17 protein-coding genes are annotated in these 17,228 nt (G+C 45.3%); all 17 read left to right on the forward strand.

Annotated features, from left to right (window positions below):
* The 17 genes from CWC29_RS03890 to CWC29_RS03970 all read left to right on the forward strand — a co-directional run bounded on the left by CWC29_RS03890 (window position 1) and on the right by CWC29_RS03970 (window position 17,190).
* Complete coding sequence (locus CWC29_RS03890) at window positions 1-843, forward strand: baseplate assembly protein (protein ID WP_138521740.1); 843 nt, start codon at window positions 1-3, stop codon at window positions 841-843.
* A gap of 1 nt (window position 844) precedes the next feature.
* Window positions 845-1,771, forward strand: a complete 927-nt coding sequence (locus tag CWC29_RS03895) for a phage tail protein (RefSeq protein ID WP_138521738.1) — start codon at window positions 845-847, stop codon at window positions 1,769-1,771.
* Between the two features lie 26 nt (window positions 1,772-1,797).
* Window positions 1,798-2,346 carry a phage tail protein gene (locus CWC29_RS03900; RefSeq protein WP_138521736.1) on the forward strand — a complete coding sequence of 183 codons (549 nt, stop codon included), beginning with the start codon at window positions 1,798-1,800 and terminating at the stop codon, window positions 2,344-2,346.
* Between the two features lie 3 nt (window positions 2,347-2,349).
* Window positions 2,350-5,133 carry a coiled-coil domain-containing protein gene (locus CWC29_RS03905; protein WP_138521734.1) on the forward strand — a complete coding sequence of 928 codons (2,784 nt, stop codon included), beginning with the start codon at window positions 2,350-2,352 and terminating at the stop codon, window positions 5,131-5,133.
* A 10-nt stretch (window positions 5,134-5,143) separates the two neighbouring features.
* Window positions 5,144-5,848, forward strand: a complete 705-nt coding sequence (locus CWC29_RS03910; RefSeq protein WP_235956517.1) for a DUF4376 domain-containing protein — start codon at window positions 5,144-5,146, stop codon at window positions 5,846-5,848.
* 61 nt (window positions 5,849-5,909) lie between these two features.
* On the forward strand, window positions 5,910-6,392 hold the full coding sequence (locus CWC29_RS03915) for a hypothetical protein (RefSeq protein ID WP_128728019.1): 483 nt from the start codon (window positions 5,910-5,912) through the stop codon (window positions 6,390-6,392).
* Between the two features lie 10 nt (window positions 6,393-6,402).
* Window positions 6,403-8,367: a DUF4815 domain-containing protein gene (locus tag CWC29_RS03920; RefSeq protein WP_138521730.1), complete on the forward strand. Its 1,965-nt coding sequence runs from the start codon at window positions 6,403-6,405 to the stop codon at window positions 8,365-8,367.
* The gene (locus CWC29_RS03925; RefSeq protein WP_128728017.1) at window positions 8,364-9,560 is read left to right on the forward strand and encodes a hypothetical protein; all 1,197 of its coding nucleotides are present in this window, start codon (window positions 8,364-8,366) and stop codon (window positions 9,558-9,560) included. Before CWC29_RS03920 ends, CWC29_RS03925 begins: the two co-directional genes overlap by 4 nt.
* An 8-nt stretch (window positions 9,561-9,568) precedes the next feature.
* Window positions 9,569-9,790, forward strand: a complete 222-nt coding sequence (locus tag CWC29_RS03930; protein ID WP_138521728.1) for a hypothetical protein — start codon at window positions 9,569-9,571, stop codon at window positions 9,788-9,790.
* Between the two features lie 20 nt (window positions 9,791-9,810).
* Complete coding sequence (locus tag CWC29_RS03935) at window positions 9,811-11,292, forward strand: hypothetical protein (protein WP_128728015.1); 1,482 nt, start codon at window positions 9,811-9,813, stop codon at window positions 11,290-11,292.
* 9 nt (window positions 11,293-11,301) lie between these two features.
* On the forward strand, window positions 11,302-11,721 hold the full coding sequence (locus CWC29_RS03940) for a hypothetical protein (protein ID WP_138521726.1): 420 nt from the start codon (window positions 11,302-11,304) through the stop codon (window positions 11,719-11,721).
* Between the two features lie 249 nt (window positions 11,722-11,970).
* Entirely contained in the window at window positions 11,971-13,368 is a 1,398-nt protein-coding gene (locus CWC29_RS03945; RefSeq protein ID WP_138521724.1) for a hypothetical protein, read from the forward strand.
* 154 nt (window positions 13,369-13,522) lie between these two features.
* Window positions 13,523-14,431, forward strand: coding sequence for a baseplate assembly protein (locus tag CWC29_RS03950; protein ID WP_235956518.1), 909 nt, complete (start codon window positions 13,523-13,525; stop codon window positions 14,429-14,431).
* On the forward strand, window positions 14,424-15,533 hold the full coding sequence (locus tag CWC29_RS03955; protein WP_138521722.1) for a phage tail protein I: 1,110 nt from the start codon (window positions 14,424-14,426) through the stop codon (window positions 15,531-15,533). The genes CWC29_RS03950 and CWC29_RS03955 overlap by 8 nt, the downstream gene beginning before the upstream one ends.
* Window positions 15,533-16,285, forward strand: coding sequence for a phage tail-collar fiber domain-containing protein (locus tag CWC29_RS03960; protein ID WP_138521720.1), 753 nt, complete (start codon window positions 15,533-15,535; stop codon window positions 16,283-16,285). The genes CWC29_RS03955 and CWC29_RS03960 overlap by 1 nt, the downstream gene beginning before the upstream one ends.
* A gap of 9 nt (window positions 16,286-16,294) precedes the next feature.
* Window positions 16,295-16,972: a hypothetical protein gene (locus CWC29_RS03965; protein WP_138521718.1), complete on the forward strand. Its 678-nt coding sequence runs from the start codon at window positions 16,295-16,297 to the stop codon at window positions 16,970-16,972.
* A gap of 2 nt (window positions 16,973-16,974) precedes the next feature.
* A complete protein-coding gene (locus CWC29_RS03970; protein ID WP_128728009.1) occupies window positions 16,975-17,190 on the forward strand; it encodes a tail fiber assembly protein in 216 nt (71 codons plus the stop codon).
* Window positions 17,191-17,228 lie beyond the last annotated feature (38 nt).

Here is a 17,228-nt window from a genome sequence, read left to right on the forward strand (position 1 = left end):
ATGGCAAATCAATCAATTGATCTTTCCACTTTGCCAGCGCCAAACATCCTTGAACCACTTGATTTCGAAAGCCTGTTCCAAGCACGTAAACAACGTTTTATTGAACTTGCACCTGAATATGCCGAAGCGCTAGCGCTTGAAAGCTCGCCGCTTGCGATTTGTTTGCAAGTTGAAAGCTATCGCGAGCTGTTATTACGACAGCGCGTCAATGAAGCCGCGGCGGCTAATTTGTTAGCTACCAGCCAAGGCGCTGATCTTGAGCATCTTGGCGCTTTTTATGGGGTGGCTCGGTTGCCCGATGAGCATGACGAAACCCTACGAATGCGTATTCGCAACAGCACCATAGCCTCTAGTACGGCAGGTAGTGCGGCGCATTATCGTCATCAAGCCATTGAAGCTGCACCGGGATTAATCAAGGATGTGTCGGTGCAAAGCCCAGGGGATGGGCTGGTGGTGGTAACGGTACTTGCAAAGTTTGACACTGATGCAGAACAGGTTTTAGCACAAGTGAAAGAGCGGCTATTTGACGACTCAGTGAAAATGCTAACGGACACGTTAGAGGTCAAGCTTGCACAGCCCATTTGGGTAGATGTTGAAGCTGAGCTTTATCTCAATACTCATGCTTCTGAACTTATTATCAATAAGCTGGAGCAAACGTTGCAAGACAACTGGCTCAATATCACGACACTTGGTTGGGACTTAACGCCAAGCTGGCTGCATGCACAATTACATAGTACGGGAATTAGGCATATCGAACTGCTTGCTCCAACACAGTTAATTGATGTGGCGGCCCATCAGTACGTTATGCCCAAGTCAATCTCGCTGACATTAAAGCGAGGCTAAGATGACGTTATTACCTCCTAATCACACTTTGCTGCAACGGCGATTGCAGCAAAGTGTTGCCGTGAGTGACGATATTCATACGGGTATCTCAAGGTTATCTGGGTTCAAGGCCGAGCCGCACGACAACTTGCTGATGTGGCTCGTTTGGGAGTATGGCTTAGAGGCTATTTTGCCCTACAGCCAAGATCTTCGCGAAACCCTCAAAGAAGGTCTGGTTTGGCAGCGACTTCGTGGTACACCAAAAAGTGTAGACATCGCGCTCAATTGGCTCAACTTTGACGAGGCTGAGCTTGAGGTTGATAAACCCGGACGCCACTTTTATCGCTATCAATTGGCATCTGGCAAAATTCCAGGGAACAAGGCGCTTAAAGATATACATCAGCTGCTTGGACTATCTGCCCCAGTAAGAGCCAAACTCTCACGTATTTATCATGGTTATGATGTGCGTGAACTGAAGTTGTCTCAAAGTGGTTTTGGAGCGCTTCTATCTGATGTTTCTGGCGTACCATTTCATGATGGCGATAACACGCTATGCAAAGTCAGCTTTGGCCGCAGCCATCAGCACGGTGTGAGTCATAACGTGACGAATGCCGCTGCACACCTCAGTAGAACACATAGTCAGCGCAGTCATTACCTCACCACAAAACGCTTGAGTGAATACAAGCTCAGCGACAAAGAGCCTTCACAACTGCCCGTGAGCTCAGCCAGAATTAGGCTGCTTTCACAGCATCGGGTGTGGTCAACACGCTCGTGGCAGGGCGAGTGGCAACAAAGCTGGACTAAAGCCGACGCGTTTATCGGTGATCCGCTTCATGCAACGACTGTACATTGGCAACATCGTCAAATGATGCCGCTCTCAGCTGCGCTCGCGACCACTGGACGGCTTAATGTTCATTGTAGTCGTTTCCAAGTGGTACTCCCAGAATAGCACTCCTCAAATAAATGGAATTCTCAATGCAATCATCACAATTTGCCTCTGTTGTATGGACAACACAGGGGCTTGCCAAATTGACGCAGGCGCTAGAGCAAGGACAAGCTTTTGCGTTGACGCATTTGTCCGCAGGAAGCGCAGGTTATATCGCGTCTCACTTGCAAACGCAGTTACGACAAGAGCGCCAAAAGGTCCCGATATTACAGGCGGAGCAACTCACTGCAACACAAGTGCGTTTTAGTGCAGTGTTTGAGGGGGAAGCTGATTACCCAGTTAAAGAATTAGGAATTTGGTCTGGCAGCACTTTAGTTGCGGTATATAGCGCAGGGGGTGAAGTGCTGAATCATAAAAGCAAAGACGTAGCCTGGTTAGAGGTTATTTCGCTTAACCTAGCAGCGCTGCCTTCACAGCAAGTCAGTTTTGAAACTGGCGTGCTTAACACCAATATTTTTATGGCAGAAGAGCTGGCTACATCTGTTTATGCACATCTTAGACAAGGTAAAAGTCTAATTCAGCAAGCTAACCAAACCATGCAACTGGCGATGCGCCTTCGCAAAGCAAACATAGGATAATACATGACCATAGAATCACAACTTGCTCAGTTGCAACAAGCTGCAACAGAGCAAACCGAAGCAAGTGTTCAACTTGCCAATAATATCACCGAAGGCTTACAGGAAATTGATCAAGTTAAGCAAGATATTGCCCAAACCTATCAAACGGTTAATCAGAACAATCAAGCGCTGAATGATTGGCAAACTCAGTCTGGCAGCGTCAACCTCAAAGATTTAAACGGCAACAGCCATACATTGCCAACACTTAAATCACTGATTGCAGATGCGCAAAGCATTAACCCGCATCCCCATGTAATGACCAAAGCCCAGTTTGATGCACTACGCGACATGCGTAAACAGCAGTATGCGGGGTCAGGGTTTATTGAGTGGGGTAAGCATAATTACCATTCAAACAATGTAAAAGTGAATGAAGGAATTTGGCAGTATGTGGCGCCCTCAGCAAAAAATAAGCTGATTATGGGTGAAGCTGCATCAAATAGAATTGCAGGCATCTCTAACACAATATATCCGGTTGTGAATATCGACGGGGTTACACATCATGTGTCTAAAGTCGCGCACACTAGCACTCAATCTATTTTGAAATTTCCCTTTGCACCCGACGGCACCAAAACCTATGACTCAGCGTCTGGCACCGTAACCCAGCATAATAATGCTGAAGCCGCATTTGCAGCAGAAACCGAGACCAATAAGGTTATCACCTCTCGTAAAGACTTAGTATTCCTGGAGTCTTGGCATGAGAAAATTGCTGATAAAGACGTCGTGTATCCACTCGGTAATGTGCAATATGGTGCAAATAACTATAAGGGCATTGCCCTTCGCAATAACCTCGTTGCTCAGGGGTACTCCGCATTTGGTGAATGGGATACTGGTACAAAGGGATATGGCGTTAAATGGTCATCGCTAACGGAGCCGCAAAAGGCTATTTTCCTTGGAGAGCCTGAGCATAATATTTATTACGACCCAGAAGCCAAAGCGTATATTCAGGTTAGGTATCGTGTGAGGGTTGTTGAGGGTATGGGGACTATATGGAGCTACGAAGGGCGAAGTATAACTCCACAAATCGAGAGCTTCCTTGGCTATTTAGGGGAAGGTAACAGAGCTCTTTCGCGTATACAGACTCGAGGGAAATTAGATGATGTTATCGATTGGGGAACGGTTAGTTCGGGAGAATATGTTAATGGTTATGTTAGTAAAAATTCGCAATATGAAATATTCAATGATAGAGACAGTTCTCAATGGGTACCGCGGTACAATCAAAATAGAGAATGTGCTTATAACAATTTATGCTTTGCAATACCGATAGCCCTTGTACAGCGTTTAAACCAAGGGGCATATCATCCTAGTTTCAATCCAATGGGATGTGGTAATTTTACGCGTCCAGATGGTAATGGTATAACGCGTTGGTATAGGCCCAAGTTTTCAAATGTAGAGCCTACGTCTACTGTAGAATGCTTTACGCTGGATTACGGAAATCCAGACCACATGGCTGGCGCGCCAGCTCGAGGCAGCTGGAAATCCTTTGGTTCTATAGTGGGGGGGAGCGTTAATTCAGGCCGGCCTGATCAGTACAAATATCATGACGCCATCTACGCAGGCCAAGTGGAAGATTTGCGTCTCAGTGCTAAGAAGTTGAATGTAAATGTTCTTCGTGAAAATGAAATGTACAAAGCGATTGCTGGTAAATTTCGAGGAAAAGGCAAAACTTTATTTACAAAGTTCAAAGCGCTTCATAAAGGTTACTACAGAGGTTCAAACCCGCAAAATGCAGTCTTTCGGAAAGGAGCAGATGGTTCGGCGATAGATTTTTACGGAAATGATTTTCCAAAAAATACTCCTGTTATGGTTTGGCAACCGGCCACAGGAACAACACTTTATGGCCGTATCTCTACATCTAACTCACATATGATGTTAGCAAGTGGGTCGCATAATCTTGAGAGTGGCAAACATATTCATCCCCTCGAAAGAGTAGGTCTAAATCAATCTGATATTTGTTATTTTGCCGAAGTATCAATGCTACCTGCTGAGTTCGACTCTCTCTCTTGGATTGATATTGTTGGCAGCCCTGAAAATATCGCTGCAACCTTCCCTAATGGTGTGGTTGGACAGTGGATCCCTGAAACTCCGGATGGAACATCAAAGAGCTATTCATTCAACAAAAAATTGATTGCTCCATATCATCGTTGTTTGACTGGAGATTTTGGTCAAACATGGACGTCTGAAAGTTTCACAATTGAGTATATTCCAAATAGTATTCGTAAACCTCATAACACAGAAGACGTCGCACTATATTGTTATGCCGCTAACGCTTCAGTTTCAGAGCCAGAGGCTAATTCTAAAATACGAGGAAATGTTGGGGGGGTATACGCATCAACGCACTCTAGTCCACGAGAAGGTAATAAGTTGACGAGCTCCTTAACAGAGTTAGTAGGAAAAGCAACGCTAGACCCTGCTCAAGAGTTTGCTGGAGAGATTAAAGGCTATAGGTTGGTAGAAGGCAAGCTAAACGCCAGTTATAAATACCAGCCTAAACACGATGAGATCAATATCCCTGCTCAAGAAAACCAATCGCCTCTCGTTAAAGCGCTTTATTCTGTTACAGAAAAAAATGGCTTACTTTACCTTCAATTCCACGGTGCAGAGTTAAAGCATAATGGCACTGACTGGGGCGATGACCAAACGATCCCAATTATCGATGGCGAAAACACCAAAACCGATCTCAATGGCAATACCGTCAAAGTGTTCTGCCATCACACCCTATTCCCAATAGGAATTGCACATAATGGATAAGGAGATTGTAATGAATACTGAGGCTGAGAACCTCACGGCTGATGCAGTAGAGGCCTTAACGCTGAGCTATACGGACGTGCAAACAAAAATAATGCTGCGTCACCCTCAAAAGCAGATTGACGAAGCGCTACAACTTGCCATTGAGCAAGAAGAAGCAGCATATCGCGAGGCGCATGCCGCGTGGCAGACTGAAACGACAGAAGTGCAAGCACAGATAGCAGAGGCGCAAGCGCATAATGCCGCTAATCCAGATGAACTAATGCCTTTGCCGCAGCTACCAGCGGAGCCTATACTGGACTTGCAAGCGAGAAGAGCTTGTTATTGTGTTGAGCATGTGGAGGTGGATTTAGCATTAACCACTGAAACTGTTGAATCGCGCATAGAGTACGACGATGAAGCGCGAGTGGCTTATCACCATCCAGCGACCATTTCGCATACTGAACAACAAATTGCAGACACCAAACGTGAGCGCTTTAAAAGTCAGCGTGCAGCGAATGTGGCGTCAATCGCCGTTGAGGTTGACGGTCTGGTGTTTGATGGTGATGAACAAAGTCAGCAACGTATGGTTCGAGCCATACTGCTGATGACAGACAGTGACATGCAGCGTTGGGTACTTGCCAATAACACTGTGGCCAATGTGACCAAAGCACAACTTACCCAAGCTTGCTTACTTGCCGCAGAGCAACAATCCGACCTTTGGATTGAATCTTACTAAACCTCTACTTTCTCACCGAGCTTAATTTTTAGCTCGGTTTCATTTCTTTAAGGAGCAGTCCTTGGCCACTTTAACACTTCAAGGCCGAAAGGCGCTTGCACGGCTAATGCAGCAGCAGGCTATTTATTTGGCATGGGGAAACGGTGAATCAAGTTGGGATAATACTTTACCGCCGACCCCTACCAATACCACACAACTCACCAATCTCATAGGTTATCGCAAGGCAAAGCAAATTCGCTTTTGTGAGCCGGATGAACAAGGCGAAATTCAGGTACCAACCGGAAAGTTCCGCTTAAGCGATACCGCCAGCCAACATCTATATTGCCAATTCACCTACGACTTCGAAGATGGCTTAGGTGAGCATATTCGCGAGCTTGGCTTAATGCTTGGTACTACACTGAAAACAGGCGTTCCAGCTGGAAAATATTACCTCTTACCAGACGAGGTTGCAGAGGCTGGTGAGCTTATTTTGCTTGAGCATCGCACGGCGCTATTTCGTGACCAAGGGGTACGCGAAACATTTGAGTTTGTGATCAGTTTTTAAGAAGAAAGCAATGATAAAAGATTATTACCAGCAGTTTGATCCTGCAAAGCGTTACAGCCAGCTATTGTTTCGAGCGAGTAAAGGGTTGCAAAGTCGTGAACTTAACGACCTACAACTGCAGTCTCAGCACCATGTAAAAGGCATCGCTGATGTATTGATGAAAGATGGGGATGTGGTTAAGGGGGGCGAGGTGGTTATTGACCAAGCTCATGCCGTTGCAACCATTGGCGCATCCTCAGTATATTTACAGGGCGCGGTACATGAGGTCGACACCAAACAGCTAGCGATTGCGCTAAATAAACTCGAAATTGTCGGGGTGTGGTTAGCAAAGGAAGTGGTGACAGAGCTTGAAGATTCAACACTTAGAGATCCAGCCATTGGTGCACACAATTTTGACGAAGCGGGTGCCGCGCGACTGAAAATCTCGGGCCGTTGGGGATTGAGCGACAGCCTTGACTATCCCAATAGCGACTTTTTTCCCGTTTACCAAATCGATCATGGCACGCTTATAGTTAAACAGCCGCCGCCACAACTAGACTCAATTACCAGCGCACTTGCGCGTTACGACCGCGAGTCAAACGGCGGGAGTTATGTGGTGAGCGGGCTCAATGTTAGCTATCGAGAGAGCACGGCAAGCCACCAGCACTTTAATGTGCAAGAGGGAAAAGCGCATATCAATGGCTATGAAATAGCGTTTAACACCGCACTGCCCGTTACGCTGCCGAACGATCCCGATGTACGAGAGGTGATCAATGAGCCGAGCCGATTTAGCGCCAATGCCCAAGGCGCTATGCGAGTCGATTTAGACTTTGCACCGGTGCAGCGCATTGATCAGGTGACCGCAGAGGTGAAAAAGCGAACCTCTCTGACTCGAGGCCACGCGCAAACCGGCCAAAACACCGATCCCTTTGATGATGACTCTGTGATTGAAATTTTGCAGATCTCGCAAGGTGGCATTGAATATCAGCAAGGTATCGACTTTATCTTTACCCGTAACCATATTAGCTGGCGCGATGGTGGCAATAAGCCAGCTTCAGGCACGTCGTATGACGTGGTTTATACCTATCGCCGACTTATTGAAGTTGATGCCGACGAAACCGGATTTTGGCTCGAGCAACAGTTAAGCGAGGCTGAGGAAATGCTCGAAAATGGCCTTGTGGTTGTCGATTATCACTGGTTTATGCCACGTATCGACCTGCTCATGCTTACCCCCAATGGCCAGATTGAGCGGATCAAAGGTGCACCCGACAGAATCAACCCGCAAGCGCCTTTAGTGCCTCATCAACATCTGGGGCTTGCCCAAGTGCAGCAACACTGGGGGAGTGCGCCACCGCATATCCAAAATATTGCGATTGAAGCGGTACAAATGACAGATCTTGCGTTGATGCAACAGCAGATCTCTGATTTATACCAATTGTTGGCCATTGAACGCCTACGTAACGATACCAATGCCCAGTCACCTGCGAGCAAATACGGCGTGTTTGTTGACCCGTTTTTAGATGACGATATGCGCGATATTGGACTTGGACAAAGCGCAGCTATTGTGGATGGCGAACTCATGCTGCCAATGGCCGCAGAAATAACTCAGTTTTCACAACCACAAGTCCAAACATTACCTTACGAACTCGAGGACGTCTTAGTACAAGAAAGCCGTACTGGGGAGATGAAAATTAATCCTTATATGGCATTTGAACCACTGCCTGCGGATGTCACGTTAACCCCAAGTGTTGACCATTGGACACAAACCCAGACTCAGTGGACAAGCCCTATTACACGCCGCTTAACCCGTGGTGGTGGGCGCGTGCGTCGTGTTGTTGAACATACCACGACAGAACGAGTTGGTGTGCGCCGTCAGCAAGCCGAGTTCTTGCGCACTCGTTGGGTCAACTTTGCTATTTCTGGGTTTGATTCAGGTGAGCAATTGGACTCACTATTATTCGATGGCATTGAAATTATTTCAGAGGTGCAAGCATGATCCAAGCAAATACACGCGGTGAATTAGCAGGTCGATTTAAAGTGCCAAATAATGTTCCCGCTGGAACTAAACTGGTGCGATTTATTGGTAAGCAAGGTTCGGCAGGAAGCGCTAGTTATACAGGTAGTGGCGTGATTGAAGTGGAAACATTGAGGCGTGTAAATAACATTATTACTCAGCGTTTTGATCCACTCGCACAAACCTTTATTTTGGAGCAATCGCGATTTATTGCCGGTGTTGAATTATGGTTTACCGCCAAAGGACAGGAAACGGTTGAAGTACAAATTCGAGAAGTTGTACAAGGTATTCCTACGCAAACTGTGCTGGCAAGTAGCAAAATAAGCAGCGATGAGATAAAGCTAAATGACCAATCGACACTGTTTACCTTTACTCCAACCTTCTTAAATGCCGATCAGGAATATGCGTTGGTTGTGTTAACTGATGGGGCCGAGCACAGTGTTGCTATTGCAGAGCTCGGTAAGCTTGATCAGGCGCACAACTGGGTTACCTCTCAGCCGTATCAAGTAGGGGTGTTGTTATCATCAAGCAACGCTAGCACCTGGACGCCACATCAGGATAAAGATCTCACATTTAGGTTAAAAGCCGCCAAATTCACAGAGCAAAGTAGGCGGATTGAACTCGGCGAGGTAGAGGTTGAACAAGTAACGGATTTAATGCTCTTAGCTGTAGTCCAGCGCCCAAGTGCAGATACCCAAGTTACCTTTGAACTCACGTATCCTACTGGCAGTAAAGAAAAAGTACTAAGCGTTCAAGAATGGCAACCAAGCACGCTTGGGGAAACCATAACAGGCAAGGTGAAGGTCGCTGCTGTATTGACGGGAACACCAAGCTTAACGCCAGTACTTTTTGCGGGCAGCCAGTGCGTTCATGGGCAAGTCGCGCAAACCGGAGACTATATTTCTCGCGAGCTGCGCTGCCGTTTAGGCGGTGATTTAACGGTGAGCTTTGAAGCGAATATTCAAAGCCACTCAGAAGTACAAGCCTTGATGCAAAAAGGGGATGTTTGGCTACCACTTGCACTAGATAGCAGTTCAGTGCTGAATGATGGTTGGCAGCAGTTCAACTACACCTTTAACGGTGTTGATACCGCCACGACACGCGTAAAATTAGTACTGAAGGGGACTCCGGCACAGCGCCCTAGAGTACGAAATCTACGTACATTTACCTTGTAGGAGAAATTGTGGACATCAACCAATTTACTCCATTTCAGCAATATCCACTCCCTCACCCAGATAATCTACTTGAACAAGACGTACAGCGATTGATCAATGCGCTTAAGGCAATTGATGCAGATATCCACCAGCAGCAATTGGTACATCAACAAGCTCAAGTAGATATCGACAAGCGCTTCAGACGGCTTCGGCTAAATCAAGTGTTGGGTGAAACCCTGCTACCAATTTAAAGGATTTATAAGAGGAAATTATGGCAACAATTCAACAAGCCGTTCAAGTAATGGTCGACAAACTGGTCGCCGATATGAACGGCAGCACTCCGCTGAGTGCAGAGGAGCAAACCTTAGTCACGAATGCAATTGCGCGGCTTGCAGATAACGCCAAGCTTGAGCAAGCCGTAGTGGCCGTTGCACAGGAACATTTGGATGACTCAACCCAGCTATTACAGCAGGTTGCAACCTCTGCGATTAATAGTATTGATTCTGCCAAAGCTGACTTAACCGCGTCGACCGCAGAGCTGGTTACCAGAGCTGCAAAACTAGCGCTTCTGGATCAAATAGGTCCTTTGACGCAACAAATTAATAAAGTGGTCGCGAACAACACGGCAGCTACGCCAAAAACCTTATTCGCGATAAAAAATATTGATACGGCGAATAATCATGCTAATTTTCGCCGCTCCACATCGGTTTTGGCTATCTATAATAGTGATGGTACTTCCTACCTCACTCGGCCAAGTGTCAACGCAAATGCAGCAACAGAAACATGCCGTTTGGATCATTTAAAAATTAGCCAAGATGGCACATTTACGACGATTTTAAAGTCGAGTTTTGTGTACAACAATGCCTTTGAGCAAAACCCAGCAACTAAGGTGTATCAATATGGTTCAAGTACTATCGTACCACTGGGTTTAAAAGCACAACCTAATGACATTAGTTTTGAAATCGTTTATAGCACTCAAGAGTCTCAGTCCACAAATGCAACAGAGTATGGTGGTATTTTTGTTTCAGGACAGGGGTTTACATCGCGAACTTTGCCTAAGCAAGATCTCAATGCCCGAGATAAATTTGGTATTCCAACTAGGTCTAGTTACAACCATAATGAGGTAGCTGTGTTGTACAATAACCAAAAGCACTGCTTGGTGATTATCGACTCGGGTACTAACTTGGTAGTGGAAAAATATCGTGATGGCAATCACATTACTAACATCGCCATTGCGAATGAAGCTGAATATCAGAATTATGTGGATAGCGGTGATTTTACAACGATGGTATTTATCACAAATACCCTCGCACAGCCGCACGGAATAAATCGCTATAACCACAGCGAATCGGAAATTTCTAGTTATTCATCTAACTATTACGGTTATTTTGGCTTACTCGGAAATGAGCTCAAAATGGCAGGTGATAAATTCAACGCACATTATCTCTTCACTGAAGAGCTGAAGCTTCAGCCTATCAATTATATTTTTACCAGTAATAGTGAACCGTATCGTACACAAAGTTCAAATGGTACTGAGAATAGTGAAGGTGAAGTGAATGTGGTAATGGAAACACTAGATGGCGAGTTACTGAGTTCATACTGCTATCGCTCTAAGGCCGATAGCTTAGGATACGATGGAGGGATAATAGCCACAGCCATTCAAGCGATGAATCCATACTCACATATAGGCGTTATTAATGAGCACTATCTATATAACCAGTACGGCCTTGCTAGAACCTGTCGCGCGATTTAAGGAGTGAAAATGAATACTTACTACGACAATAACAAAGGGATGTCTATTGCGGGTAACTTTTGGCTGGTACACCCGCAAACAGGCGAGCAATGGAGTAAAGAGTCCGTAGCACAATTTATAGCTGAAGCTCAGTTAGAGACTGAAGAAAACTCTGAAGTTGAGTATTTAAAACAGCAAGTCATTTCGCGCATAAAGCAACTCGCCTATGGCAAATTGCAATCGGAGCAGTGGCGAGTAGAGCGCGCAAAAGAGCGCGAGTTGAGTGAGCAGTTGAACGGTAATGAGGAAGGTGCGGCAACAGAGCGTGCAAACCTACTAGCCATTTTGCAGCAAAGAGAAGTGGTGCGTGAAAAAAGCGGTGAGTTAGAAGCCGAGGTGCTTAGCCTTACCACTCAAGCTGAATTACTACAGTTTGAGGTTGCGTTCTAATAACTTCGCAGCAGGTCAGGATTGACCTGTTTTACTCCCTAAAAATCAGTAAGATAGACCTATGCTTGAGAAAGTTAACAAGCACACAGGTTTTCAATCTCCAAGGCCCACAAGCAAGTGTTTGCTGTGGGCTTTTTTTGTTGGTGAGGGTTATTACTGTCAAGGTAAAAGCTCTTAGCCTGAGTTCTAGTCAATTAGGAATTTCTAAATAATACACAAGTAATGCAAAAGTTAATTTAAGGAGTGAGTATGAAAGAAGACAAAACCTTTATAGCTGAGAGCAAAGCTAAAGCTAACCCTGAAACATTTGGTGTTAAATATGGGATAGATATGAGCAGGGCAGATCAGGAAAATAACCTGAAGTTCCTGAATGAATGTCTTGCACAATGTGGAGAAATTGAAATAACTGGCGATATCGAAATATATGGCAGTGCAAAGGTGAGATCTGGACATCGTATTTCTGGCCAATCAAGGTCAACATGTAGCATTAGGGGGAAACACCCTACGGCACCGACGATTATTGACAACACAGTAGGTAAAACCCCGAATCAGAATAATAACTCTAGAGATGTTGTTATTCGCCACCTCAAGGTTGAGTCTGAACATTCTCATTGCTTTCACGTGACGCCCTATCAATGGACTTGGGATTCTTGTCGCTTCTCTTGCGCTAAGTCCGCAATTAAGTTTTATGATGGCGGCTATCAAGTTGAGAACTATATTATCAACAATTATTTTATCCATTGCGGTCGAGGTATAGATTCATTTCTTGAGAAGAACGCAAGTGGTGACTACATCCAAAGAACATTTAAAGCGACAGATCAATATGTTTTAAATAACGTTTTCTTTCGTGCGGGTGAAATTGACTCCGCTATCAAGATGTTCATACCGTCAGGTTCTCGGTTTGATGGTAACCATTACTATGGAGGTGCGGCAGCTGAGTTTGTTTACTTTAGCGGTGGCTCAAATGTCAGGGTGGCGAACGAGTACTTTGAGAATATGAAAAACGCGAGAATGAGAATTAACTTTGGTGCACCTCATTCAGAGTATAACATTGTTGGTTGTTCGTTCTTTGGCGGAAATGGTTCTCAGCGAGACCATAATGGTAATCAAAGTCACTTGGTTACTTTGTCTTTTAATCCAGACAACTACTGTTCTGTGACTTTTGTCGGAAACTCATTCTCAGGAGCAAGTAGTAAAATCCCAGTTTTTGGTTTACTAAATGGACGTTATAGTAACTTAGGTGGAGCCAATGTTCAGTTTGATAAGTCCAACTTGATAAACTCACCTAATTACTCCAAGGCTGTAGCGCTCGATACAGGTGACAACGAAACGAGGAACGTGATCCAGTCTAATCATCCAAACTTTATTATTATGTCATCGGATGGAAAGACAGACTTTACTAAAGGAGATGGAAGTGAATATATCTTCACATACTCAGGTGTGGCTGAAAAGGAAGTAAAATTGCCTGCGAGTCCTAGATGGAGTAAAAATAAACCTCTCATTATTCGAAATATGTCAGGTACAACGACTTTGAAGTTGGCTCAAGGCAGGGTATTTGGAATGAAAGAGATCCCGACTGGTTGTTCAGCGAGTATTATGCAAAAACCAGATGAACCAAATTCGTACTTATGTGTCAAGTTAAGTTAATTCTTAGGTAAGTCAGCTTATGGCAAACCGGTCAGGATTGACCTGTTTTACACCCTAAAAACCAGTAAGATAGACCTATGCTTGAGAAAGTTAACAAGCACACAGGTTTCCAATCTCCAAGGCCCACAAGCAAGTGTTTGCTGTGGGTTTTTTTATGGCGCAAAGCGAGGAGGTGATGATGGCATTTGAGCGGTTGGACTTATCGCAGTTGCCCATTCCTAAAGTGTTAAAACCCTTAAACTTTGAGCAGCGTCTAGAAGCATTAAAGCAAGCATTGCTGCAAAAGGATAGCGCACTCCAAGAGGTAGTAAACTTGGAAAGTGAACCTCTGACTAAACTGTTAGAAGTCATGGCATATCAAGGGCTGACTCAGCAAAGTATGCTAAATGATGCAATAGAAGCGAACTTGCTCGCGAGTGCTTCAGGGAGTGACTTAGACGCAATCGCAGCGAGGTTTAATGTTGCAAGGCTTGGGAATGAGGATGATGAGCGCTTAAGAGCGAGAGCGCAACTGGCGTTTGATGGACTGAATACCGCAGGGAGCGCGGCCTCTTATCGCTTTCATGCATTGTCGGTGAGTAATGAGATTTGCGACGTGCAAGTTCATAGTCCGAGGCCATGTGAAATAGAACTAACCGCCTTGAGTCGAATAGGGAAAGGTACACTAAGCGCGGAGCTGCTGAATAAATTACACGTTGCCTTTACCCCTGAATCGTCAACTCAGCCTGAAGTCTCTAAAGTGAGACCGCTTGGCGATAGAGTTACAATCAAGCAGCCACAGATATTGACGTTTAACATTGCAGCGGAACTTGAAATTTTACCTGGCCCGTCGCCTGAGGTGATTGTGGACAGTGCCTCAACCGCGCTCGACGCTTACTTAACAGAAAGACGTCAGCTTGGTAGGCAGATCACGCGAGCGGGCATTAGCAACGCTTTGTTTTTGTCCGGTGTCGAGAACATCAGGTTGGAGTCGCCAAGTGAAGACATAATACCTCTAGATATTGAGGTGGCGTATTGTCAGCAAATGGATTTGCGGGTAAAGGTGAGGGGGCAGGATGACTAAGCTTTTACCTCATAATGCGTCAACGTTGGAGCAGTGGTTAGCAGAGCTGCAAGCCAAGCCTCGAACTATCCGAGCAGGCTTATTAGCGGCCTTAAAAATTGATCAGCGCAGCGATGATGAGCTAGTGGAAATTGCGCGTTATCTCTCGTTGACGGAGGCCGATTGTCTTGATTTACGCAGCGCACTTAAACGCTTATCAAGTAATAAGCTGCTGCCAATTATTAACTCTCAAGTGTTTTTCCCAAGAGATGCACTTGAGCGGCTAGCGATAAATGTCGGACTAAGTGGGCTCTCCCTCAAGGATGATGAAGCACGAACCCAATTGCGTGATGCCTGTGTACTGAACGACACACGGCTGCTCTTAACGAGTCTTTGGCAACCCGAGCTTTGCCCTGAGCCTTTATTGCCTTTTTTGGCGTGGAACTACTCAGTGGATGAGTGGGATGAGCATTGGCCCGTGGCGATTAAACGCCAAGTCATTACTGATGCGTTCACGGTTCATCAGTGCAAGGGAACCCCATTTGCGCTGCAAAAAGCGCTCGATAGTCTCAATATTGAAACCGAGATCAAGGAATGGTGGCAGCAGACAGATGGTTTGCCTGGCACTGTGCAGATCTGGGCGCTTATTAATCAGAATTTGGACGACCGACAACAAGGATTGTTGACCTCCCAGATGCTCAAACGTATTCGCCGTGTGGTAAACGCAGTGAAACGCGGTGCTATCCATGTTGATTTACAATTGGGTATTGCGCTTAAAGAGCAAATTGGTGCTGCAGGTCTTGGTAAAGCGCCTTTGGGTTTGAGCAATACCCAAGTGTTGGGGTTAGGGGTAAAACCTAAGCAAGGCAAAGCCGCATTAGGGGCATGTGGCCATATAAATCACTATGGCTATCAAATGCTAAATACCGAAGGCACAGGCGTTTTACCAAATGAAACGCAGGTAAGTTTAGGTGTGCTTGCGGTTGCAAAACAGCTGAATGCACAAATGCATACCGGCCAAGGATTGGGCGTTCACCCTGATGAGTTAATGCAAGGAGTGGTACTCGCCAGTGGTATGCACCGACTTCAATATCAACATTATCATTTACAAGGAGCGACTTAATGTCTGCACTAACGCTGCAGTTTACCCATGCGGGACTTGATGCCCTACTCAGCGCTCAAGCGCGAGGCTTTAAGGGGCAAATCAGCCATATGGCGTTTGGCGATGCCGCTTATACGCCATCACAAAATCAAACTGAGCTACGCAGCCTAAAAGAGCGTGTAGCGATTGCCGACAGCGACTATCAAGACGGTGAAAGTACGAGCCTTAAAATTGCAGGCAAATTCGACGCACCACTTGAATATGCCATCAGAGAAATTGGTGTTTATTTAGATAGCGGCGAAGTAGATGCAAATGGTGAGCCGGAGCTGGTTTTGCTGGGGGTTTACTCAAAAGCCAACACCACACTTGGCTACCGTACACCTGACGTTAAAGTACTACAGTGGTTAACGTTAAGTTTGGCTCAACTGCCTAGTGAGAGTATTGAGGTAAAGCTAGGGGTCGACAATCTTAATCTGATTGTTGACAAAGAGCTGGCCGAAATGACGCTAACGCAGCTAGATACGATGCATCGGCAAATCAAACAGGAATTTCGTTTGCAACAACAGGAAACCGCGCTAAGTGAGCTGCAACAATTGCTCACCAGTGAAGTGACACGATTAGATACAACACATGCCGCTCGACTAGATAATCGCGTATCAGCATTCCATGGCTTATTTAACGCAGAACTTGCCAACGTAACAACGGTACAGCTAGACACCATGAACCGCCAAACCAATCAAGAAATTAGATTAACCAATCTTGAGCATCAATAAGGAAACACTATGTCAAATGACAATTTAACCATGACGGAGCGCCTGAGCCAGGTTGCCACACGTGCCAATGCACTGTGCCAAACTGTTGAAGATCAGGTTGGGATTATTCAAAGTACTTTATCGGAAACGGTGACAGATGTTAAAAGCCAAACTTCTCAAGCTATTAACACGGCACAGACGCAGTTTTCAGAATTTAGAGAAAACGCAGATGATAGGTTTAACAAACGTCTAGAAGGCGATTCATCGAAAGAAGTCATTGATCTCAAACACCTAGATGAAAACACATTTTATGCTCTTAGCTTTCATCACCCAAAAATGCTTGATGTACGCCTAGAACGGTACGTTCATTTAGATGGAAATGGCAAGGGTTTACTAGAGTTTCAGGTTCAGCTTCAAAATTGGTCTAGTGGTGGAGATTTCCATTTCGCAATCCAAAAGGCACATGCATACTCTTCTCATCCTTTTGTTGCGAAAGTACTAGGTGCGTCTACACCTTATACATCTTCTATTTGGCTGAGAGGTGGTTTTTCATATGTACTTTATACGTCAGGCCATTACTCGAAGCGTTCCATTATTGAATCTAATACACAAGTGGTTGAAAAGATCAGCGACACTGACTATTACTTGCCGCCGATAACGGAAGTGCATAACAGCGTTGTTCCTAATAGATATATTCGAGGTAATTAATTATGGAAAATGAACTATTTACACAAAAGCAATGGAATGAAATTAGGGATATTCGAAATCGACTACTCGTTGAAACAGATTGGACACAAGTATCAGATTCTCCACTTAGTGAAAGTAAACGTGCAGAGTTCAACGATTATCGAGCACAATTAAGAAATTTGCCTAACCAGTCTGAATCTCCGGATCAGGTCGTTTGGCCGGCAAAACCTGAACTCTAAAATCCCTAACCTTCTTTCGGGCGTTTCGTCCATCTTCG

Origin of the sequence: Pseudoalteromonas galatheae, from assembly GCF_005886105.2 — a bacterium.
GTDB lineage: Bacteria > Pseudomonadota > Gammaproteobacteria > Enterobacterales > Alteromonadaceae > Pseudoalteromonas > Pseudoalteromonas galatheae.